The organism is Vibrio sp. 16, from assembly GCF_963681195.1.
Classification (GTDB): domain Bacteria; phylum Pseudomonadota; class Gammaproteobacteria; order Enterobacterales; family Vibrionaceae; genus Vibrio; species Vibrio sinaloensis_D.
In genome coordinates this window covers 2555277-2577232 of sequence record NZ_OY808997.1, presented here as the reverse complement: position 1 = coordinate 2577232, position 21956 = coordinate 2555277, and the positions used below count along the sequence as shown (strand labels likewise).

Sequence of the window (21956 nt, the reverse complement as noted above, 5' to 3'; positions counted from 1 at the left end):
AGTGTGGCTAAACTTGTAGCCAGAATGTCACGGGGCCGTCATTCACCAGCGACACTTTCATATCTGCGGCAAACTGGCCTCGCTCCGTGGGTAATACCTCTGCACAGCGATCGGCAAAATATTCGTACAAGCGCTCAGCGTCTGCAGGGTGAGCACCACGAGAAAACCCTGCGCGTGTTCCCTTCTTGGTATCAGCGGGCAACGTAAACTGCGACACTACTAAGACCTTGCCCTCAACTTGTTTGACATTGAGGTTCATTTTGCCTTCGTCGTCACCAAACACACGGTAGGTGGTGACTCGCTCCATAAGACGCTTCGCTTTTGCTTCGTCGTCACCTTTTTCAACGCCCAATAGCACCAAAAGGCCGTGCTCAATTTCGCCAACGACTTCACCGTCGACACGAACGGCGGCTTCACTCACTCTCTGGATCAGGGCTATCACTGTGGTTTCCTTTCTTAGATGTTGATTGCGTTAAGTTTTCAGGCGAGTGTACCATTTCTTGCGGCTTGCTCCAGTGCTCTTTCTCCCCGAGCGCCGCGGTCACTTCAGCGCCAACAAGCACAATCAGCCAACACAAATAGACCCAAACAAACAAGATTGGGATAGCGGCTAACGCGCCATAAATCAATTGATAAGAAGGGAACTGGGTAATGTAAGCCGCAAATCCTTTCTTACTCGCTTCAAACAAAATGGCCGCAACAACAGCACCAATTAAAGCATGAGAAATGTGTACTTTTTTGTTGGGGACCAAAAGATAGAGGCCAACAAAGGCAAACAGGGAGAGCAAAAACGGTAACCAGCGCAACAATAAGTTATACACACCCGATACCGCTTCACTTTCTATAATTTTCAGCGAAGTCACGTAAGAGGTCGCGGCAATACTGGCTCCAACCAGAATTGGCCCTAAAGTCAGTACCATCCAATACATCGAGAAAGAGAACACCGCTCTGCGCTTGCGTCTGACTCGCCAGATGTAATTCAAATTCTTATCAATGTTAGAGATCAACATCAACGCAGCCACAAACAGAAAGCCACCACCGACCGCACTCATCTTGCCGGTATTTGAGACAAACTCGAGCAACGCTCCTTTCACTGCATCACCCGCAGCAGGGACGAAATGGGTAATCACAAAGTCTTGAATCGCGTCACCCGCGTTTTCGAAAATGGAGAATGATGACAGAACAGACAACAACACCGTCAACATGGGTACGATCGACAATAAAGTAATATACGCAAGGTAGCCCGCATTGACGTTGACGCGATCATGCGCCATTCGGGCGATCAAATATTGCCCAAAAATCAGACTTTGCTTAAGAGTTTGCTCTAATTTCAACTTGTATCTCCTGACCGTCTCAGCCATCCTAACATCGTAATTCTAAAAGAAAGGACACAATCATGCCGTACATACTGGCTTTGGTATTATCCATTTTTACTCTAACAGGCTGCCAGTCCGCCTACTACTCAGCCATGGAACAAGTAGGCTACCACAAACGTGACATTATGGTGGATCGCGTTGAAGAAGCCAAAAAATCACAACAAGAAGCACAGCAAGAGTTCACGAGTGCACTGGACGCGCTCTCAGCACTCACCAACTTTGATGGTGGCGAGCTAGAAAGCGTCTATAACCAGATTAACGACAAATACCAAGACAGCGAAAAAGCAGCAGAAGATGTACGTTCACGTATTGCGGCGATTGAAGATGTGTCCGACGCTCTCTTTGCCGAGTGGCAAGATGAGTTAGAACTGTATACCAGCTCAAAACTGCGTCGTGCGAGCGAACAGAAGCTACGTGATACCAAATCGTCATACGCCACCATGCTTAAAGCGATGAAGCGTGCTGAGCAGAAAATGACGCCAGTCCTCAATACTCTGCGCGACAATACGCTCTATTTGAAACATAACCTCAATGCGAGTGCGATTGGCTCCCTACAAGGCGAGTTTTCGAATCTCGAGCAAGACATTCAGTTCGCAATCAAACAAATGAATGCCGCGATAGCGGAATCGGATAAGTTCTTGCAAAAACTCAACCAAAAGTAAACAGACTCACCTCCTCCTTGTGGGGAGGTTTTAGCTTTCCCTCTCAAGCCCCAACGTTATTCGAACAAAGTCCACCCGCTCCGCCACACTTCCCCAAGGTACTTCCACCACGTGATAGCCAAGCTCTGCATAAGTCTCGACTAGGGTTTGATGAATTTGCAGCGCTTCTTCGAAACTGTGTGGGCGCACTTCATCTTGAACATAGATAGAGGCTTCTGTTCGACAAGCAAGTACCTGGGAATGATATTCCCTACTCTCAGTGATAAACCTTGGCTCAACGTTACAGCCACCCACCTGAAGATACGCCACAATATCTGGGATTGCTCGGTCAACAAACGCAACCTTGTGGTTCTCTGCTTCTCGCTTCTGATTTCCCATTAGCTCAAGGCACAAGTTGGCGAACTCAGGCAAGTTCGTCCAAGGCAGAATCCCCTCATCGAGTTGGCTTTGCTGTTCAATCAAGGTACGTGAACCTTCAGCAAACGTGGCGTAGCCTAACTCTCCAAGCGCATTGAGCAAGGTGGTTTTGCCTGCTCCTGGCCCACCAGTGATGACAATTGGCTTCACAATGTTATTCCTTCAAATACAAAAAGCCCCAAGCAATGCTCGGGGCTTTAATGATTCTAATCTGTTAGCGCAGATTATTTTGCAGCGCGAGACGCACGCTTACGATCCGACTCTGTTAGGAACTTCTTACGGATACGAATGCTTTCCGGCGTCACTTCTACTAGTTCGTCGTCATCGATGAACTCTAGAGCTTGCTCAAGCGTCATCACGATTGGCGGAGTAAGAACCTGTGCGTCATCCGTACCTGATGCACGAACGTTGGTTAGCTGCTTACCTTTCAGTACGTTTACGGTTAGGTCGTTGTCACGGCTGTGGATACCAACAACCATGCCTTCGTATACTTCAACACCGTGACCAATGAACATACGGCCACGCTCTTGTAGGTTGAATAGTGCGTTTGTAAGCGCCTTACCCATACCGTTGGAGATAAGTACACCGTTGATACGCTGGCCGATCTCGCCGCCTTTGTGTGGACCGTAGTGATCAAATGTATGGTAAAGAAGACCAGAACCTGACGTTAGCGTCATGAATTCAGTTTGGAAACCAATCAGACCACGAGATGGCATGATGAAGTCCATACGCACACGGCCTTTACCATCTGGAGACATGTCAGTCAGCTCACCTTTACGTAGGCCGATGTTCTCCATGATGCCACCTTGGTGCTCTTCCATCACGTCGATAGTTACCGTTTCAAACGGTTCCATTAGCTGGCCATCTTCTTCTTTGATGATAACTTCTGGACGAGATACTGCTAGCTCGAAGCCTTCACGACGCATGTTTTCGATCAGGATAGATAGGTGAAGTTCACCACGGCCTGATACGCGGAATTTGTCTGGATCGTCAGTTTGCTCTACACGTAGTGCAACGTTGTGTACCAATTCTTTCTCAAGGCGCTCAAGGATGTTACGTGAAGTCACGAACTTACCTTCTTTACCCGCGAATGGAGACGTGTTTACTTGGAACGTCATGGTTACTGTTGGTTCATCTACAGACAGTGCAGGAAGCGCTTCTACTGCGTTTTGTGCACAGATAGTGTCAGAGATTTTCAGCTCACCAAGGCCAGTGATTGCGATGATATCACCCGCGTTTGCTTGCTCTACTTCATGACGCTCTAGGCCAAGGTAGCCCATTACTGTGCCTACTTTACCGTTGCGAGTCTTACCGTCTGCACCGATAACTGTTACCTGTTGGTTTGGCTTAACAGAGCCACGAGTTACACGCGCAACACCGATAACACCAACGTAAGAGCTGTAGTCTAGCTGAGAAACTTGCATCTGCAGTGGACCTTCAAGGTCAACATTTGGCGCATCAACAACGTCAACGATAGTTTGGAATAGAGGTTCCATGTTCTCGCCAGTTTCGCCTTCTTCTAGAGAAGCCCAACCGTTTAGTGCAGAAGCATAAACCACTTTAAAGTCTAGCTGGTCGTCAGTTGCACCTAGGTTATCGAATAGGTCGAAGACTTGATCCATAACCCAATCAGGACGCGCGCCTGGGCGGTCAATCTTGTTGATAACAACGATAGGCTTAAGACCGTGAGCAAAAGCTTTCTGTGTTACGAAACGCGTTTGTGGCATTGGGCCATCTACTGCGTCAACGATAAGTAGTACTGAATCTACCATCGACATGATACGTTCTACTTCACCACCGAAGTCCGCGTGTCCCGGAGTATCTACGATGTTGATACGGTAGTCATTCCAGTTGATTGCTGTGTTTTTAGCAAGAATGGTAATGCCACGCTCTTTTTCGATGTCATTCGAGTCCATGACGCGCTCTTCTGCTTCGCCGCGAGACTCTAAAGTACCTGATTGCTGTAGTAGTTTATCAACCAGTGTAGTTTTACCGTGGTCAACGTGCGCGATGATCGCGATATTTCTTAATTTATCAATCTGTGGAGTAGCCATGGATTTGATTCACTCGATATAAGAAGCTCGCCGAGAATCTCCGCGAACTTATTTGATTAAAAAAACGGCCATAATGTACCAGATTTTAGCGAAAAACCCAGAAATATGTGATCTGTTCCGCTTCTTTTCAGCAGATATTTGATGACCACACCCAAGTTCCTTGTCCGATAAGCGAAAACCTCATTGACATAAGGGGTAAAACTAGGCTGAATGGAGTACGATTTTGTTTACTCTTGGTGCAACACAGATACAAATGCACCAATTTAGTGCAAAACAAGATCATTTTGGTGCAACTTTTCTGCACCAAGGTTAATCAAGCCCGCTAATTTATTGAAATTAATGGATTAATTTTTTTGGCACGGTTTTGGCTTTATTAAATTCAGCATCGATTAATACGATTGAAACGAAGTTAATCAATGCTGGATTATGAAACCAATCGAGCTAAACCGCTTTAATAACACTGGAGGTTATCCAAGATGTCAGTAGAAAACGTTCTATCGCTGATCCAAGAAAACGAAGTTAAGTTTGTTGACCTACGTTTTACAGATACAAAAGGTAAAGAGCAGCACGTATCTATCCCTGCTCACCAAGTGGACGCAGACTTCTTTGAAGAAGGTAAGATGTTCGATGGTTCTTCAGTTGCTGGCTGGAAGGGTATCAACGAATCTGACATGGTAATGATGCCAGACGCAGCATCTGCTGTTCTTGACCCATTCACAGAAGACGCAACACTAAACATCCGTTGTGACATTCTTGAGCCTGCAACAATGCAAGGCTACGATCGTGACCCACGTTCTATTGCTAAACGTGCTGAAGACTACCTACGTGCAACTGGCATCGCTGATACTGTTCTTGTTGGTCCAGAGCCAGAGTTCTTCCTATTTGACGATGTTAAGTTCGCAACTGACATGTCAGGTTCTTTCTTCAAAATTGACGACGTAGAAGCAGCTTGGAACACAGGTTCTGACTACGAAGGTGGTAACAAAGGTCACCGCCCAGGCGTTAAAGGTGGTTACTTCCCAGTAGCTCCAGTGGATTCTTCTCAAGACATCCGCTCTGCAATGTGTCTAATCCTTGAAGAGATGGGCCAAGTTGTAGAAGCGCACCACCACGAAGTTGCAACTGCGGGTCAGAACGAAATCGCTACTCGCTTCAACACGCTAACAGCTAAAGCTGATGAAATTCAGGTTTACAAGTACGTTGTTCATAACGTTGCTCACGCGTTCGGCAAAACAGCGACATTTATGCCTAAGCCACTCGTTGGCGACAACGGTAGCGGCATGCACGTTCACCAATCTCTAGCGAAAGACGGTGTTAACCTATTCGCGGGTGACAAGTACGGCGGCCTATCTGAAATGGCACTTTACTACATCGGTGGTGTTATCAAGCACGCTAAAGCAATCAACGCATTTGCTAACGCATCAACGAACTCGTACAAGCGTCTTGTACCTGGTTTCGAAGCGCCTGTTATGCTTGCATACTCTGCACGTAACCGCTCTGCTTCTATCCGTATCCCTGTGGTACCAAGCCCTAAAGCACGTCGTATCGAGCTACGTTTCGGTGACCCATCAGCGAACCCATACCTATGTTTCGCAGCAATGTTAATGGCTGGTCTTGACGGTATTAAGAACAAGATCCACCCAGGCGAAGCGATGGATAAAGACCTTTACGACCTACCTGCAGAAGAAGCAGCAGAAATCCCAACAGTGGCTTACTCACTAAAAGAAGCGCTAGAGTGTCTAGACGCTGACCGTGAGTTCCTAACCGCTGGTGGTGTATTCTCTGACGACTTCATCGACTCTTACATCGACCTTAAGTCTCAAGATGTAGAGAAAGTGAACATGACAACTCACCCACTAGAGTTCGAACTTTACTACTCTGTTTAATCAGATTACGTAAGCAACAAAACGCTTTGTTGCACAAATTCAAGGCTCGCCTCGCAGGCGGGCCTTTTTCATATTTGTCACCTGACCGAGACCCTTTAGTATCATGCTGTCCACGATAATCCATCCGGAGAACAAGATGCACAAAGTGATCACTCTTCTAAGCATACTGCTCACCATATCCAGCTTAGCTTTCGCTCAAACTGTCTATACGTGGACAGACAACAATGGCGTGATTCATTTCAGTGACACTCCGAGTGGTAAGAACGTCAAAGCAATCCAAATGCCAGACTATCATCAGCCGTCCCCACCCCCTGCTTTTGAAGCTGAAACAAAAGTTGACCCTAAGTCAGACAAAAAAGATAACCAACCAACAGCCTTGTCCCCTCTTGAAATCACGATAACCTCCCCTGAGCACGATCAGGCCTTACGTAGCAATGCCGGTATGATAACCATACGAGCCGAACTTAATCGTAAACTCTCTGTTGATGAGACCCTCCAACTCCAGATGGATGGTGCCCATTATCACGCTCCTACGACTCGCCCTCTATGGGAACTAAGAAACATCGATCGTGGAACTCATACCTTTGCCATTCAAGCCTATAGAGACGGCAAGCTTATTGCATCATCAAGTCCTATAACGGTGCATCTACTACGCAGTAGCCAGCAAAAAGCAGTCTCTCCAGTCAAAGCTCAGTAAATTGGTGACTTTTTTCTTCTGCTACGCCTAATCATGCGCCATACTTGAAAGAATCGTCGCACCATAATGGTGCAATGCACATTTTAAGTTCATGGATGAGAGGTTTTTTGTGAGTAGCGAGCTCGATACGATTGTTTTAAATCACCAAGTCACCGCGATTTTAGTGATGAATGAAACACTGCAAGTCAAATATGCCAATCCTTCAGCGGAGCAATTGTTTTCACAAAGTGCAAAACGCATTGTTGAACAACCTTTGTCTAAGCTCATCCAACACGCCTCGATGGACCTCGCGTTGCTTTCTCAGCCACTGCAAAGCGGACAAAGTATCACCGATAGCGACGTCACTTTTGTGGTCGATGGCAAACCCTTAATGCTTGAGGTCACGGTGAGCCCAATTTCCTGGCATAGAGAACTGATGTTGCTAGTGGAAATGCGCAAAATCGGTCAACAACGACGTCTATCTCAAGAGCTCAACCAACATGCGCAGCAACAAGCGGCCAAACTACTGGTCAGAGGCTTAGCCCATGAAATCAAAAATCCGCTTGGTGGTCTGAGAGGGGCGGCTCAGCTGCTGGAGCGTATGCTACCCGATCAATCATTAACCGAATACACTCAAATCATCATTGAGCAAGCCGATCGCCTTAGAAATTTGGTCGACCGACTACTGGGGCCACAAAAGCCAGGGAAAAAGCAGCACGAAAATCTGCATTTAATCTTGGAGAAAGTTCGCCAACTGGTCGAGCTTGAGATTGGTCAATCGATCGTCATCGAACGCGACTACGACCCGAGCCTACCGGAGTTCTTAATGGATGCCGATCAAATAGAGCAAGCACTACTCAATATCGTTAGCAACGCGGGGCAAATCCTACAAGGCCAAGAAAACGGTAAGATCGTCATACGCACCAGAACAGTGCATCAAGCCAACATCCATGGTCAGCGCTGCAAGCTCGCCGCTCGAATCGAGATCATGGATAACGGCCCCGGCATTCCAGCCGATTTACAAGACACCCTTTTCTACCCGATGGTCAGCGGTAGAGAAGGCGGGACAGGCTTAGGGCTATCGATTTCTCAAAACCTGATCGATCAGCATCAAGGCAAGATTGATGTCGAAAGCTGGCCAGGCAGAACCATTTTTACAATTTACCTGCCAATTTAATATTAAACACCATTTGCATTGCTGTGAGGATACCAGAATATGAGTAAAGGATACGTTTGGGTGGTCGACGATGACAGTTCCATCCGTTGGGTAATGGAGAAAACCCTCTCTTCAGCAGGCATTAAATGCGACACTTTTTCCGATGCCGAAAGCGTTCTGCTCGCATTAGAGCGTGAAAGCCCCGATGTTTTGGTATCGGATATCCGTATGCCTGGCATCGATGGTATAGAGTTATTACGCCAAGTGCATGAGCGATCACCCGATTTACCGGTCATCATTATGACAGCTCACTCTGATTTGGATGCAGCTGTGAATGCCTACCAAAAAGGGGCATTTGAATATCTACCAAAGCCATTCGATGTTGATGAAACACTGACCCTGGTTGAACGAGCGATTACACACAGCCACGAACAACGCCGAGAACAAGCCAATGCCGACACTGGCGATTACAGTGCGCCAGAAATCATAGGTGAAGCACCGGCCATGCAGGAGGTATTTCGCGCGATTGGACGCCTCTCTCGCTCTTCAATTTCTGTTTTAATCAATGGTGAATCAGGCACAGGTAAGGAGCTGGTCGCCCATGCACTACATAGACATAGTCCAAGAGCGGCTAAACCATTTATTGCGCTGAATATGGCAGCCATTCCCAAAGATCTCATCGAATCCGAGCTTTTTGGTCACGAAAAAGGGGCTTTTACTGGCGCTAACACGGTACGACAAGGGCGATTTGAACAAGCCAATGGCGGAACACTGTTTCTCGATGAAATTGGCGATATGCCACTCGATATTCAAACCCGACTGCTGCGTGTACTCGCTGATGGTCAGTTTTATCGAGTGGGGGGGCACTCTCCCATCAAAGTCGACGTGAGAATTGTGGCAGCGACTCACCAAAACTTGGAAAAACTGGTTCATCAAGGGGATTTTCGTGAAGACCTTTTTCACCGTTTGAACGTCATTCGAATTCAAATCCCAGCCCTACGAGAGCGCAGACAAGACATCGAAAAACTCACTTTACACTTTCTGGCTCTTGCCGCGGAAGAATTGGGCGTCGATGTAAAAACACTTCATCCTTCAACGGTGGAGCGCCTCAATAACCTCGAGTGGCCAGGCAACGTACGCCAGCTAGAAAACATCTGCCGTTGGCTAACCGTTATGGCAAGTGGCAGTGAAGTCTTACCAAATGACTTACCTGCAGAATTGATTGAAGAGAAGCCTCATTTAGGTTTTGATAGCGACACGACTTGGCAAAAACAGCTCGCGACGTGGGCAAAAAAGTCGCTCACCCAAGGAGATACCGAGTTACTTTCTTACGCACTTCCTGAATTTGAACGTATACTTTTGGAAGTAGCACTCGAACATACGAATGGTCATAAGCAAGATGCCGCAAAAGTTTTGGGGTGGGGACGCAACACACTCACTAGGAAACTCAAAGAGCTTTACTAAAGAAAGATATACTCAGTAATGCAAAAAAGAGGCGTAAAAAACGCTCGTAAGTTCTCGCTTCTAAAAACACAGTGGTCTCTTTTTCACCAAAAATGGCTCGCTCGTTGTATTTAAAGAATATAGAATCCAGTATATTGCATTAATAGAATTAATAGTATGTCAACGACCACACAGATTACGCTCCGAACTGCCGTTGTCCTCCCATTCGTAATGATTTTTATTATTACAATTGGGGTGATTATCGCTGTTCAGAAAAAGAGCTATGAAGAGATGGTGGTTGACATCAGTGATAAGCAGCTCTCTTCGTTAACTGACAATGTGACACTGGAGCTCAATAAGTTCTTAACCAAACCTTTCGAAGCGAGCCTCGCCCTCAGTCATAGTATTGGCTACAACCAACTCTACACCCCCGGAAATACGACCCAGATTGAACAATTTCTTCTTTCAAGCTTTAGAGATCTGTATCAATCCATCCCTCACCTCGATGTGATTGGGTTCGGCGGCGAGAATGCCGAATATACTGGCTTTCGCAAGGAGGCGAACAAAGGCTACACCCTAATGATTCAAGATGACCGTACAGAGCAAAAGCTGGTGATATATCGCGGTCAGGTAATCAGTGAAGATGTACGTTCGGTCATTCATGGCTATGACCCTAGAGTGCGCCCTTGGTACGCTCCTGTAGCGGATCGCCAAGTGCCCATGTGGTCGTCGATTTATGCCAACGCTGATGAGCGTCAAGAAATTACGCTCTCCGCGCTCACTCCTGTATTTCATGGCGATGAGTTTCAAGGAGTCGTCGTCACAGACGTAAAAATTGATACCTTCAATACTTTCTTAAATCGACTTCAACAAAACACCAATGCCGTCGTTTTTATTGTCGATGATAAGAAGCGCTTGGTCGCTCACTCCACAGGTGGCAGTGTTGTCTCTTGGGGTACCCCCTATAGTAAAAAAGGTGACCGTTTATTAGCAGTAGAGAGTGCGAACCCTGTCGTCAATTCAAGCGCAGAGTATGCTGAGTCATTGGGCCTGTATGAGAAACAAGAAACCCAGCACTTTACTGTCGATATTAATGGTGAACGTTACTTCAATCATCTCACCCCTTATGTTGATCAGTACGGTCTGAACTGGCAAATAGGCATGGCGATCTCTGAGTCAGACCTGCTCGGTAAACTTCCCGAGAGCCAAAGACACAGTTGGATTTTGGGGATTGTGGCCAGCTTAATTGGTATCTTCATTGGCTTAATCGCCTTCAATCGCATCGTCGCACCCATTACCTCTACCGCTGATGCAGCCAAACATCTAGCGAAGGGGGACTGGGATAGTCACATGCCAAAACCTGGAAGCATCTACGAAACCAGTATGTTGGTGTTTGCTTTCAATGAAATGGCCAACAACCTCAAAGCCTCTTTTCGGGCCCTACGCACGCAATTGCTCTACGATTCACTGACAAAACTCTACAGTCGTGAAGGTTTGATCGATACCTGTGACACCCTTGATAAGCTCGATGGCACACTCATGCTTATTGGGATAAATAAGTTTAGAGACATCAATGACAGCTTAGGCCACTACAAAGGGGATCAACTTCTCGTCATCATCTCTGAGCGTTTGAGGTCTGTATTCTCCAATGAGTGCTATTTATCTCGAATTGGCGGTGATGAGTTCGCGATCTACATCCCTGGTCCTCAAGACAAAGAACAAAATAGCTTAACGGCAAATCGAGTATTGCAGGCTTTTGCTTCTCCATTTGTTATGGAGTACGAGAGTATTTTGGTCAGCATCTCTGTAGGGATCGTTACTCAAGGTCCAGACCAAAATATGACTCTATGGCTAAGAAACGGCAGTATTGCTCTGAGCAATGCGAAACAAGAGCTCACTCGAATCAGTTACTACAGCCCAGAGATGGCCGATGTGTCACGTAAACGAACTCTGATGCTATCAAAAATTAGAGAAGCTATTGAGAACAAAGAGTTTATTCCTTTCTACCAGCCAATTGTTGATATCCGCAGTGGCAAAGTATTAGGCGCAGAAGCACTCGCTCGCTGGCAGTCTCCGAGCTCAGGCCTCGTTTCCCCACTCGACTTCATTCCAATCGCGGAAGAAAGCGGGTTAATCGGTCAAATAGGTGAGCAAATTCTCATGCAGGCGTGTAACGATGCCGTAAAAGGCATAAGAGAAGGCAAGTGGGATACGGAGTTCCACCTACACGTTAACCTTTCGGTGAACCAACTGTCACAACCGGACTTCATCGAGACATTGCAAAAAGTGCTGACTATCTCAGATTTAAATCCGAGCAACTTAACCTTAGAAATCACCGAGTCTCGCATCGTCGATAACGATCCAGTGACGATTCAAAACATGCAGGCAATTAGAGAGCTAGGTGTGCAAATCGCGATAGATGACTTCGGTACAGGCTACAGTTCACTTGCCTACTTGCATAAACTACCCTTTGATTGCCTCAAAATAGACAGAACTTTCATCAACAAGTTAACTCCCAACGATCTCGATACTTCAATTGTTGCCGCTGTCATCAACATGACGCGCGGAATGAAAGTCGACATTGTCGCAGAAGGGGTCGAGACAACAGAACAGGCTAAGATGCTTGCTCAGTTGAACTGCCATCAAGCACAAGGATTCCTTTATAGCCGCCCCGTTCCTTTCCAGGAGTGGCCGTCTAACTTGGGTTAATGGTACCAATCCCCCCTCCCAGTTTTCAAATTAGAGCTACAGTTGCAATCCACCTCTTACGATCCATATCCCTCAACGTTGGCTAAACTGTATGTGTTCCCTCAACATAATTTTGAAGGAGTACAGCATGCAATGGAAGGCTTGGATATGGTGGTCATTACTCATGTACGCTAGCAGTTCATGGTCTGCCGACACCTGCATCTTAAAAATGGGTTATCGCACGAATGAAAGGCTCCCACTGATTTCCGCTTCCCCTGACAACAGTGGTCTTTATCAACACTTCTATCAAGCCATGGCGGATCATCTAGGTTGTGAATTGAAAATTATTCGTGGACCCAAGAAACGTATCCTGAAACAGCTCGAAGATGGTGAAATAGACTTCTATCCAGGCTTTAACTACAACGAGTACAGAGCCCTGTACACCTACTACATTGAAAACGGATTTCCCGGAGGGGAAATAGGCATATCACGCTCTGACTTTGCTGATATAAATCATTTGGAAGAGTTAGAAGGCGCAACAATCCTGCAATCTCTTGGCTCTCCAGACTTTGTCCGAGATCTCGAGAACATTCGCATCTATGCTGTCCCGGAAATGACTATCGACAAAGCAGTCTATCTATTGAGGAAAAAACGAGGCGACTTTTATATCTATAACCGCGCTTCACTGCTCTACTATCTGAGCACTATTCGGAAGCCCCAAATCCCCATTTTGATCCTAGCCAAGAGTTGAGTCCCACTAACTTTCCCGTAACGCTCAGTACAGATTCCAAAGTATTCCAGATTGAAAAGATATTAAGGGAAATGAAAGAGAGTGGAGAAACAGACGCCATCTACAAGCAATACTACTAAGCACTCACTGATGACAGAAACGCAATTTATACAGAGATGAAATGAAAAAAGCCTCGCTATTTCTAGCGAGGCTTTTCAATGTGGCGGAGAGATAGGGATTTGAACCCTAGATACGCTATTAACGTATGCCGGTTTTCAAGACCGGTGCTTTCAACCACTCAGCCATCTCTCCACAAATTGTCATCGTCAGATTAGTACACTGATGATGTTGTTACACGTATTACGGGTAACGATACCTTTTTGTCTTCACTTTTTAAAAAAGTGAAAATAAATTGGAAGCCTGGCGATGTCCTACTCTCACATGGGGAAGCCCCACACTACCATCGGCGCTAATTCGTTTCACTTCTGAGTTCGGCATGGAATCAGGTGGGTCCAAATCGCTATGGTCGCCAAGCAAATTCTTTAATCTGGAAAGCTGTTTGCGTTCTTACACATTCAATGTTCTAGTTTGAGTCCATCAAAACCCTTTGGGTGTTGTATGGTTAAGCCTCACGGGCAATTAGTACAGGTTAGCTCAATGCCTCACAGCACTTACACACCCTGCCTATCAACGTTCTAGTCTCGAACAACCCTTTAGGACTCTCAAGGAGTCAGGGAAGACTCATCTCAGGGCTCGCTTCCCGCTTAGATGCTTTCAGCGGTTATCGATTCCGAACTTAGCTACCGGGCAATGCGTCTGGCGACACAACCCGAACACCAGAGGTTCGTCCACTCCGGTCCTCTCGTACTAGGAGCAGCCCCCTTCAATCTTCCAACGCCCACGGCAGATAGGGACCGAACTGTCTCACGACGTTCTAAACCCAGCTCGCGTACCACTTTAAATGGCGAACAGCCATACCCTTGGGACCGACTTCAGCCCCAGGATGTGATGAGCCGACATCGAGGTGCCAAACACCGCCGTCGATATGAACTCTTGGGCGGTATCAGCCTGTTATCCCCGGAGTACCTTTTATCCGTTGAGCGATGGCCCTTCCATTCAGAACCACCGGATCACTATGACCTGCTTTCGCACCTGCTCGAATTGTCATTCTCGCAGTCAAGCGGGCTTATGCCATTGCACTAACCTCACGATGTCCAACCGTGATTAGCCCACCTTCGTGCTCCTCCGTTACTCTTTGGGAGGAGACCGCCCCAGTCAAACTACCCACCAGGCACTGTCCTCATCCCCGATTAGGGGACCAAGTTAGAACATCAACACTACAAGGGTGGTATTTCAAGGACGGCTCCAACGATACTGGCGTACCGTCTTCAAAGCCTCCCACCTATCCTACACATGTAGGGTCAATGTTCAGTGCCAAGCTGTAGTAAAGGTTCACGGGGTCTTTCCGTCTAGCCGCGGGTACACTGCATCTTCACAGCGATTTCAATTTCACTGAGTCTCGGGTGGAGACAGCGTGGCCATCATTACGCCATTCGTGCAGGTCGGAACTTACCCGACAAGGAATTTCGCTACCTTAGGACCGTTATAGTTACGGCCGCCGTTTACCGGGGCTTCGATCAAGAGCTTCGACCGAAGTCTAACCCCATCAATTAACCTTCCGGCACCGGGCAGGCGTCACACCGTATACGTCATCTTACGATTTTGCACAGTGCTGTGTTTTTAATAAACAGTTGCAGCCACCTGGTATCTGCGACTCTCAATAGCTCCATCCGCAAGGGACTTCACCGTCAAGAGCGTACCTTCTCCCGAAGTTACGGTACCATTTTGCCTAGTTCCTTCACCCGAGTTCTCTCAAGCGCCTTGGTATTCTCTACCCGACCACCTGTGTCGGTTTGGGGTACGATTCCTTACAATCTGAAGCTTAGAGGCTTTTCCTGGAAGCATGGCATCAATGACTTCACACCCGTAGGTGCTCGACGTCGTGTCTCAGCCTTAAAGAGAGCCGGATTTACCTAACTCTCAAGCCTACGCACTTGAACCTGGACAACCGTCGCCAGGCCCACCTAGCCTTCTCCGTCCCCCCATCGCAATTGTAAGAAGTACGGGAATATTAACCCGTTTCCCATCGACTACGCCTTTCGGCCTCGCCTTAGGGGTCGACTTACCCTGCCCCGATTAACGTTGGACAGGAACCCTTGGTCTTCCGGCGAGGAGGTTTTTCACCCCCTTTATCGTTACTCATGTCAGCATTCGCACTTCTGATACCTCCAGCATGCTTTACAACACACCTTCAACGGCTTACAGAACGCTCCCCTACCCAATGACTAAAAGTCATTGCCGCAGCTTCGGTTTATAGCTTAGCCCCGTTACATCTTCCGCGCAGGCCGACTCGACTAGTGAGCTATTACGCTTTCTTTAAATGATGGCTGCTTCTAAGCCAACATCCTAGCTGTCTAAGCCTTCCCACATCGTTTCCCACTTAGCTATAATTTGGGACCTTAGCTGGCGGTCTGGGTTGTTTCCCTCTCCACGACGGACGTTAGCACCCGCCGTGTGTCTCCCGGATAGTACTTACTGGTATTCGGAGTTTGCAAAGGGTTGGTAAGTCGGGATGACCCCCTAGCCTTAACAGTGCTCTACCCCCAGTAGTATTCATCCGAGGCTCTACCTAAATAGATTTCGGGGAGAACCAGCTATCTCCAGGTTTGATTGGCCTTTCACCCCTAGCCACAAGTCATCCGCTAATTTTTCAACATTAGTCGGTTCGGTCCTCCAGTTGATGTTACTCAACCTTCAACCTGCCCATGGCTAGATCACCTGGTTTCGGGTCTATATCCAGCAACTCGACGCCCAGTTAAGACTCGATTTCTCTACGGCTCCCCTAGATGGTTAACCTTGCTACTGAATATAAGTCGCTGACCCATTATACAAAAGGTACGCAGTCACACCACGAAGGTGCTCCTACTGCTTGTACGTACACGGTTTCAGGTTCTATTTCACTCCCCTCACAGGGGTTCTTTTCGCCTTTCCCTCACGGTACTGGTTCACTATCGGTCAGTCAGTAGTATTTAGCCTTGGAGGATGGTCCCCCCATATTCAGACAGGATATCACGTGTCCCGCCCTACTCGATTTCACTGAACACACATCGTCAACTACGGGACTATCACCCTGTATCGTCGGACTTTCCAGACCGTTCGTCTAACGTGTGTAAAGCTTAAGGGCTAGTCCAATTTCGCTCGCCGCTACTTTCGGAATCTCGGTTGATTTCTTTTCCTCGGGGTACTTAGATGTTTCAGTTCCCCCGGTTCGCCCTGTTAACCTATGTATTCAGTTAACAGTAACTGCTTATGCAGTTGGGTTTCCCCATTCGGAAATCCCAGACTCAAATGGTTTTTACTACCTAATCTGGGCTTATCGCAAGTTAATACGTCCTTCATCGCCTCTGACTGCCAAGGCATCCACCGTGTACGCTTAGTCACTTAACCATACAACCCCAAAGGGTCTTTGTTACGTAACCAAAGTTGTCTGCATTTTTATACATGTGCAGACACGATTTTGCCGGACTCAAATTCCAAGAACACTTGAATGTGTTGTTTGGTGTTTGTCATAAAGACAAACATTGAGAACTTTACAATCAACAATAATTTGTTGATTTGTCAGCTTTCCAAATTGTTAAAGAGCTATGCTTTCCGAAGAAATACATTTTCTAAATATTCTTAGACGGTCGAAAACTCCAACCACACACGTTTTACTGAAGTGGTTTGGAAATCCTAATCCAAAAACATTTAGAGAATGGTGGGCGATACCGGGCTCGAACCAGTGACCCCCTGCTTGTAAGGCAGGTGCTCTCCCAACTGAGCTAATCGCCCACATAAGTTTTGATTCTTCGTGGAGAAGAATGGTGGGTCGTGCAGGATTCGAACCTGCGACCAATTGATTAAAAGTCAACTGCTCTACCAACTGAGCTAACGACCCAATGGTATCCCGTAGGGGAGTCGAACCCCTGTTACCGCCGTGAAAGGGCGGTGTCCTAGGCCTCTAGACGAACGGGACACTAAGTTGAAGATATTGGGATATCTTCTATCTCTTAAACTTTATAAACCATCAATCTGTGTGAACACTCATCGCAATAATCATCGTATAAGGAGGTGATCCAGCGCCAGGTTCCCCTAGCGCTACCTTGTTACGACTTCACCCCAGTCATGAACCACAAAGTGGTGAGCGTCCCCCCGAAGGTTAAACTACCCACTTCTTTTGCAGCCCACTCCCATGGTGTGACGGGCGGTGTGTACAAGGCCCGGGAACGTATTCACCGTGGCATTCTGATCCACGATTACTAGCGATTCCGACTTCATGGAGTCGAGTTGCAGACTCCAATCCGGACTACGACGCACTTTTTGGGATTCGCTCACTCTCGCAAGTTGGCCGCCCTCTGTATGCGCCATTGTAGCACGTGTGTAGCCCTACTCGTAAGGGCCATGATGACTTGACGTCGTCCCCACCTTCCTCCGGTTTATCACCGGCAGTCTCCCTGGAGTTCCCACCCGAAGTGCTGGCAAACAAGGATAAGGGTTGCGCTCGTTGCGGGACTTAACCCAACATTTCACAACACGAGCTGACGACAGCCATGCAGCACCTGTCTCTCAGTTCCCGAAGGCACACTCGTATCTCTACAAGCTTCTGAGGATGTCAAGAGTAGGTAAGGTTCTTCGCGTTGCATCGAATTAAACCACATGCTCCACCGCTTGTGCGGGCCCCCGTCAATTCATTTGAGTTTTAATCTTGCGACCGTACTCCCCAGGCGGTCTACTTAACGCGTTAGCTCCGAAAGCCACGGCTCAAGGCCACAACCTCCAAGTAGACATCGTTTACGGCGTGGACTACCAGGGTATCTAATCCTGTTTGCTCCCCACGCTTTCGCATCTGAGTGTCAGTATCTGTCCAGGGGGCCGCCTTCGCCACCGGTATTCCTTCAGATCTCTACGCATTTCACCGCTACACCTGAAATTCTACCCCCCTCTACAGTACTCTAGTCTGCCAGTTTCAAATGCAATTCCGAGGTTGAGCCCCGGGCTTTCACATCTGACTTAACAAACCACCTGCATGCGCTTTACGCCCAGTAATTCCGATTAACGCTCGCACCCTCCGTATTACCGCGGCTGCTGGCACGGAGTTAGCCGGTGCTTCTTCTGCAGCTAACGTCAAATGGTGCCGCTATTAACGACAACACCTTCCTCACTGCTGAAAGTACTTTACAACCCGAAGGCCTTCTTCATACACGCGGCATGGCTGCATCAGGCTTGCGCCCATTGTGCAATATTCCCCACTGCTGCCTCCCGTAGGAGTCTGGACCGTGTCTCAGTTCCAGTGTGGCTGATCATCCTCTCAGACCAGCTAGGGATCGTCGCCTTGGTGAGCCCTTACCTCACCAACTAGCTAATCCCACCTGGGCATATCCTGACGCGAGAGGCCCGAAGGTCCCCCTCTTTGAGCCGAAGCTATTATGCGGTATTAGCCATCGTTTCCAATGGTTATCCCCCACATCAGGGCAATTTCCCAGGCATTACTCACCCGTCCGCCGCTCGACGCCGTTATCGTTCCCCGAAGGTTCAGATAACTCGTTTCCGCTCGACTTGCATGTGTTAGGCCTGCCGCCAGCGTTCAATCTGAGCCATGATCAAACTCTTCAATTTAAGATTTTGTCGGCTCAATGAATACTGAACATTACATAAAGTAATGTTTGAATTGACTGTGCTGAATCTTTCGATTCAGTGGTCACTTCGTTTCATTGAAACCTAAATTGTTTCCGAAGAAACTATTTGGATTATCATCAACGAGTGCCCACACAGATTGATAGGTTTATATTGTTAAAGAGCTCTCTTCTTTGTGACTCATATCACTTCGGAAGAGGCGGTCATTTTAGCGAGATAAAGTTTAGTGTCAACCACTTTTTTCAAACTTTTTTCAAGCGTTTCCGCTTGGCTAATTGACCTTGCTAACTGGGCTCTCGTTTCTTTCGAAGCGTTCCCGTGTCAGCGAGGGGGCATTATAGAGATCGCCATCACATTGGCAAGCCCTTTTTGCAGTTTTTTTTGATTTTTTTATTGTTTGGGTATTTTCTATTCAAAACGACCTATTTTTAGTACTTTTCTAAGCCTATAAGCACGATATAACAAGAGTAAAAGGATAAATACATGAGCTCACTACGCAGTTACAAAGGTATTTCCCCTCAGATTGGTGAGCGCGTCTATATAGATAGTAGCTCTGTTTTGGTTGGTGATATCAAAATCGGCAGCGACTCAAGCATCTGGCCATTGGTGGCTGCACGAGGTGATGTAAACCATATCCATATCGGCGAACGCACTAATGTTCAAGATGGTAGTGTTTTGCATGTCACCCATAAGAATAAAGAGAACCCTAACGGATACCCTCTGATTATTGGAAATGATGTCACGATCGGACATAAGGTGATGCTGCATGGCTGCGTGATTAAAGATCGCGTTTTGGTCGGTATGGGCGCGATTGTATTAGACGCCGCTATTATAGAAGAAGAGGTAATGATTGGTGCGGGCAGTCTGGTCCCCCCAGGAAAGCGACTCGAAAGCGGTTACCTTTATGTAGGAAGTCCGGTCAAGCAAGCTCGCCCCCTCAACGATAAGGAACGAGCTTTCTTACAGAAGTCTGCGGATAACTATGTGCAGAATAAAGAAGATTACCTACATGAGGTTAAAAAGATTAACTAACAACCTCTATATTACCTTCTGAGTTGAATTCTTCCTCTTCAATTAGTTCTTCAGCAAGCTCTTCAAGATCGAATCGATATTGTGAAAAGACTTCCAGAGCTTGCTGTTCGTTCTCGATGTCCTGTCCCGACAGCTGTTTCAGTTCACTGATACTCACTAGGCATTGAATCAGAGCACCTGATTGCTGCGCTGGAAAGAGAACAGCTTGTTTGTCTTCATCCCATGTTTGCATGTCTGGGAATAAGATCGATTGATTCATTACAATCCCTCTAGGTTCTTTCTCAACTCACGTAAAATTTGTTTGGTACCTGGTCTTAAACCACGCCAAAGCATAAAGCTTTCTGCCGCTTGACCGACCAGCATTCCTAATCCATCAAAGACTTGCACCACCCCATGCTCATGTGCCCACTGATTGAAGGTCGTTTTACCCGCGCCATACATCATGTCATACACTACCGCCTGTTCCGTAAAGATAGCTGCGGATATCTCTGGTAGTTCACCGCTCAAGCTAGAAGAGGTGGAGTTGATGATCACGTCAAACGCTTGGTTGACGTCACTCATCTCACAAGCGCTAATCGTTCCATACGGAGCAAACATCTCGGCAAGCAGTTGCGCTTTAGCAAAGGTTCGGTTGGTAACAACAAGTTCAGCGGGCTGCTGATCTAATAGTGGCTTAATGACGCCACGCGCGGCACCACCTGCACCAATAAGTAAAATACGCGCTCCTTTTAAAGGCGCTTGATATTGAAGTAAGTCTTGCACTAGCCCTTCACCATCGGTGTTGTCACCAATAATCTCACCATCATCGAGCTTCTTTAGCGTATTCACCGCCCCAGCCAACTGAGCACGCTCTGTCAGTCGATTGGCAAAGCGATAAGCATCTTCCTTAAATGGAACCGTGACATTGCAGCCTTTACCACCTTGAGCAAAAAACTCAGACGCCGCTTGTTGAAACGCGTCCTTATTTGGGCTTTCTGCAGTATAGATCAATGACTGATTGGTTTGACGAGCAAATAGGGTATGAATAAAAGGCGATTTACTTTGAGAGATGGGATTACCAAAAACGGCGTAACGATCTATTTGCTGAGTCATTTCCTTTACCTGCAGAACTAAAAAAGGGCCAATGCGAAACATTGACCCTATCACTATCTATATATTGAAGAAAGTCTTACCACTCTCTTGGTTTGAGGTAATGATCGTATAGTTCAGCTTCTGCAGAACCCGGCTCAACTTGGTAAGCATATTCCCAGCGCGCTAACGGTGGCATCGACATCAAGATAGATTCTGTGCGCCCACCGCTCTGAAGGCCAAATAGAGTGCCACGGTCAAACACTAGGTTAAATTCAACGTAACGACCTCGGCGATATAGTTGGAACTGACGTTCACGCTCGCCGTATTCTGTTTCTTTGCGACGCTCTACAATCGGTAGGTAGGCATCTGTATAACCTTGGCCAACCGCTTTGATGTACTCAAAGCACTTATCAAACTCCCAATGATTAAGATCATCAAAGAACAAGCCACCGACGCCTCTGGTTTCATCACGGTGTGGCAGGTAAAAGTATTTATCACACCACGCTTTATGCTCAGAGTAGACTTCACTGCCAAATGGCGCGCACACTTCTTTCGCAGTGTTGTGCCAATATTGCGCGTCTTCTTCAAAAGGATAAAACGGTGTTAGGTCAAAGCCCCCACCAAACCACCAAATTGGCTCTTCGCCCTCTTTTTCGGCAATAAAGAAACGAACGTTAGCGTGAGAAGTTGGGACATAAGGGTTGTTCGGGTGCATAACTAAAGACACCCCCATCGCTTCAAAGCGTCGACCAGCTAACTCAGGTCGGTGAGCCGTTGCTGAAGCCGGCATTTCTTTTCCTTGCACATGAGAAAAGTTCACGCCGCCTTGCTCAAACACTGCGCCTTCTTTCATCACGCGAGTTCGACCACCACCACCTAACTTCTCACCAGGTTCGCGATGCCATGCATCTTCAACAAATTCTGCCTGACCGTCTGCTGCTTCTAACTTCTGACAGATCGAGTCTTGCAGTTCCATTAAGAATTGCTTTACCGCTTGTTTATCAATTGCCGACATCTTTCTTCCTTTGCAAG

15 protein-coding genes, 4 tRNA genes and 3 rRNA genes are annotated in these 21956 nt (G+C 47.2%); 8 read left to right on the top strand and 14 right to left on the bottom strand.

The window, feature by feature from the left end; genetic code table 11:
- Positions 1-7: 7 nt before the first annotated feature.
- Both dtd and U9J37_RS11805 read right to left on the bottom strand, forming a co-directional pair.
- Positions 8-442, bottom strand: coding sequence for a D-aminoacyl-tRNA deacylase (gene dtd, locus U9J37_RS11810; protein WP_043886987.1), 435 nt, complete (start codon positions 440-442; stop codon positions 8-10).
- Positions 414-1361: a virulence factor BrkB family protein gene (locus U9J37_RS11805; protein ID WP_411572129.1), complete on the bottom strand. Its 948-nt coding sequence runs from the start codon at positions 1359-1361 to the stop codon at positions 414-416. The genes dtd and U9J37_RS11805 overlap by 29 nt, the downstream gene beginning before the upstream one ends.
- Before the next feature lie 35 nt (positions 1362-1396).
- Here U9J37_RS11805 and U9J37_RS11800 point away from each other — a divergent pair, with 35 nt between their 5' ends.
- On the top strand, positions 1397-2038 hold the full coding sequence (locus U9J37_RS11800; protein ID WP_005472618.1) for a DUF2959 domain-containing protein: 642 nt from the start codon (positions 1397-1399) through the stop codon (positions 2036-2038).
- Positions 2039-2068: 30 nt separating this feature from the next.
- On the opposite strand, the gene U9J37_RS11795 is transcribed toward U9J37_RS11800, so the two are convergent.
- Together U9J37_RS11795 and typA are read right to left on the bottom strand one after the other, a co-directional pair.
- Positions 2069-2605 carry an AAA family ATPase gene (locus tag U9J37_RS11795; protein WP_005472482.1) on the bottom strand — a complete coding sequence of 179 codons (537 nt, stop codon included), beginning with the start codon at positions 2603-2605 and terminating at the stop codon, positions 2069-2071.
- Between the two features lie 74 nt (positions 2606-2679).
- On the bottom strand, positions 2680-4509 hold the full coding sequence (typA, locus tag U9J37_RS11790; protein WP_005472550.1) for a translational GTPase TypA: 1830 nt from the start codon (positions 4507-4509) through the stop codon (positions 2680-2682).
- A 476-nt stretch (positions 4510-4985) separates the two neighbouring features.
- Here typA and glnA point away from each other — a divergent pair, with 476 nt between their 5' ends.
- From glnA to U9J37_RS11760, 6 genes are all read left to right on the top strand, one after another.
- Complete coding sequence (glnA, locus tag U9J37_RS11785; RefSeq protein WP_005472535.1) at positions 4986-6395, top strand: glutamate--ammonia ligase; 1410 nt, start codon at positions 4986-4988, stop codon at positions 6393-6395.
- A gap of 136 nt (positions 6396-6531) precedes the next feature.
- Positions 6532-7092: a DUF4124 domain-containing protein gene (locus U9J37_RS11780; RefSeq protein ID WP_005472608.1), complete on the top strand. Its 561-nt coding sequence runs from the start codon at positions 6532-6534 to the stop codon at positions 7090-7092.
- A gap of 91 nt (positions 7093-7183) precedes the next feature.
- Positions 7184-8248, top strand: a complete 1065-nt coding sequence (gene glnL / locus U9J37_RS11775; RefSeq protein ID WP_005472605.1) for a nitrogen regulation protein NR(II) — start codon at positions 7184-7186, stop codon at positions 8246-8248.
- A 39-nt stretch (positions 8249-8287) separates the two neighbouring features.
- The gene (gene glnG / locus U9J37_RS11770) at positions 8288-9691 is read left to right on the top strand and encodes a nitrogen regulation protein NR(I) (protein WP_005472508.1); all 1404 of its coding nucleotides are present in this window, start codon (positions 8288-8290) and stop codon (positions 9689-9691) included.
- 156 nt (positions 9692-9847) lie between these two features.
- Positions 9848-12379: a phosphodiesterase GepA gene (locus U9J37_RS11765; RefSeq protein ID WP_043886986.1), complete on the top strand. Its 2532-nt coding sequence runs from the start codon at positions 9848-9850 to the stop codon at positions 12377-12379.
- Positions 12380-12542: 163 nt separating this feature from the next.
- Positions 12543-13109: a substrate-binding periplasmic protein gene (locus U9J37_RS11760; protein ID WP_322413818.1), complete on the top strand. Its 567-nt coding sequence runs from the start codon at positions 12543-12545 to the stop codon at positions 13107-13109.
- Positions 13110-13309: 200 nt separating this feature from the next.
- Here U9J37_RS11760 and U9J37_RS11755 read toward each other — a convergent pair.
- The 7 genes from U9J37_RS11755 to U9J37_RS11725 form a co-directional block, all read right to left on the bottom strand.
- A tRNA-Ser gene (locus tag U9J37_RS11755) sits at positions 13310-13400 on the bottom strand.
- A 106-nt stretch (positions 13401-13506) separates the two neighbouring features.
- Positions 13507-13622 (bottom strand): 5S ribosomal RNA (rrf, locus tag U9J37_RS11750).
- A gap of 84 nt (positions 13623-13706) precedes the next feature.
- Positions 13707-16595, bottom strand: a 23S ribosomal RNA gene (locus tag U9J37_RS11745).
- 308 nt (positions 16596-16903) lie between these two features.
- A tRNA-Val gene (locus U9J37_RS11740) sits at positions 16904-16979 on the bottom strand.
- A 30-nt stretch (positions 16980-17009) separates the two neighbouring features.
- Positions 17010-17085, bottom strand: a tRNA-Lys gene (locus tag U9J37_RS11735).
- Positions 17086-17087: 2 nt separating this feature from the next.
- Positions 17088-17163 (bottom strand) — tRNA-Glu (locus U9J37_RS11730).
- Between the two features lie 88 nt (positions 17164-17251).
- A 16S ribosomal RNA gene (locus tag U9J37_RS11725) occupies positions 17252-18803 on the bottom strand.
- Together the 16S, 23S and 5S rRNA genes with 4 tRNA genes alongside form the textbook arrangement of a ribosomal RNA operon.
- Positions 18804-19304: 501 nt before the next feature.
- On the opposite strand from U9J37_RS11725, the gene U9J37_RS11720 reads away from it, so the two are divergent.
- Entirely contained in the window at positions 19305-19853 is a 549-nt protein-coding gene (locus U9J37_RS11720; protein ID WP_322413817.1) for a gamma carbonic anhydrase family protein, read from the top strand.
- Here the strand turns inward: U9J37_RS11720 and U9J37_RS11715 are convergent.
- The 3 genes from U9J37_RS11715 to hemF form a co-directional block, all read right to left on the bottom strand.
- The gene (locus U9J37_RS11715; RefSeq protein WP_005472590.1) at positions 19846-20112 is read right to left on the bottom strand and encodes a DUF1488 family protein; all 267 of its coding nucleotides are present in this window, start codon (positions 20110-20112) and stop codon (positions 19846-19848) included. The two genes, U9J37_RS11720 and U9J37_RS11715, sit on opposite strands and share 8 nt — an antisense overlap.
- Positions 20112-20945 carry a shikimate dehydrogenase gene (gene aroE / locus U9J37_RS11710; RefSeq protein WP_043886984.1) on the bottom strand — a complete coding sequence of 278 codons (834 nt, stop codon included), beginning with the start codon at positions 20943-20945 and terminating at the stop codon, positions 20112-20114. Before aroE ends, U9J37_RS11715 begins: the two co-directional genes overlap by 1 nt.
- Positions 20946-21021: 76 nt before the next feature.
- Positions 21022-21939, bottom strand: coding sequence for an oxygen-dependent coproporphyrinogen oxidase (gene hemF, locus U9J37_RS11705; protein WP_005472448.1), 918 nt, complete (start codon positions 21937-21939; stop codon positions 21022-21024).
- Positions 21940-21956: the final 17 nt, after the last annotated feature.

Coding starts and splice junctions, on each gene's coding strand:
- U9J37_RS11805 (WP_411572129.1), bottom strand. CDS start 1,361: ATGGCTGAGACGGTCAGGAGATACAAGTTGAAATTAGAGCAAACTCTT.
- U9J37_RS11800 (WP_005472618.1), top strand. CDS start 1,397: ATGCCGTACATACTGGCTTTGGTATTATCCATTTTTACTCTAACAGGC.
- typA (WP_005472550.1), bottom strand. CDS start 4,509: ATGGCTACTCCACAGATTGATAAATTAAGAAATATCGCGATCATCGCG.
- glnA (WP_005472535.1), top strand. CDS start 4,986: ATGTCAGTAGAAAACGTTCTATCGCTGATCCAAGAAAACGAAGTTAAG.
- U9J37_RS11780 (WP_005472608.1), top strand. CDS start 6,532: ATGCACAAAGTGATCACTCTTCTAAGCATACTGCTCACCATATCCAGC.
- glnL (WP_005472605.1), top strand. CDS start 7,184: ATGGATGAGAGGTTTTTTGTGAGTAGCGAGCTCGATACGATTGTTTTA.
- glnG (WP_005472508.1), top strand. CDS start 8,288: ATGAGTAAAGGATACGTTTGGGTGGTCGACGATGACAGTTCCATCCGT.
- U9J37_RS11765 (WP_043886986.1), top strand. CDS start 9,848: ATGTCAACGACCACACAGATTACGCTCCGAACTGCCGTTGTCCTCCCA.
- U9J37_RS11760 (WP_322413818.1), top strand. CDS start 12,543: ATGTACGCTAGCAGTTCATGGTCTGCCGACACCTGCATCTTAAAAATG.
- U9J37_RS11720 (WP_322413817.1), top strand. CDS start 19,305: ATGAGCTCACTACGCAGTTACAAAGGTATTTCCCCTCAGATTGGTGAG.
- U9J37_RS11715 (WP_005472590.1), bottom strand. CDS start 20,112: ATGAATCAATCGATCTTATTCCCAGACATGCAAACATGGGATGAAGAC.
- aroE (WP_043886984.1), bottom strand. CDS start 20,945: ATGACTCAGCAAATAGATCGTTACGCCGTTTTTGGTAATCCCATCTCT.
- hemF (WP_005472448.1), bottom strand. CDS start 21,939: ATGTCGGCAATTGATAAACAAGCGGTAAAGCAATTCTTAATGGAACTG.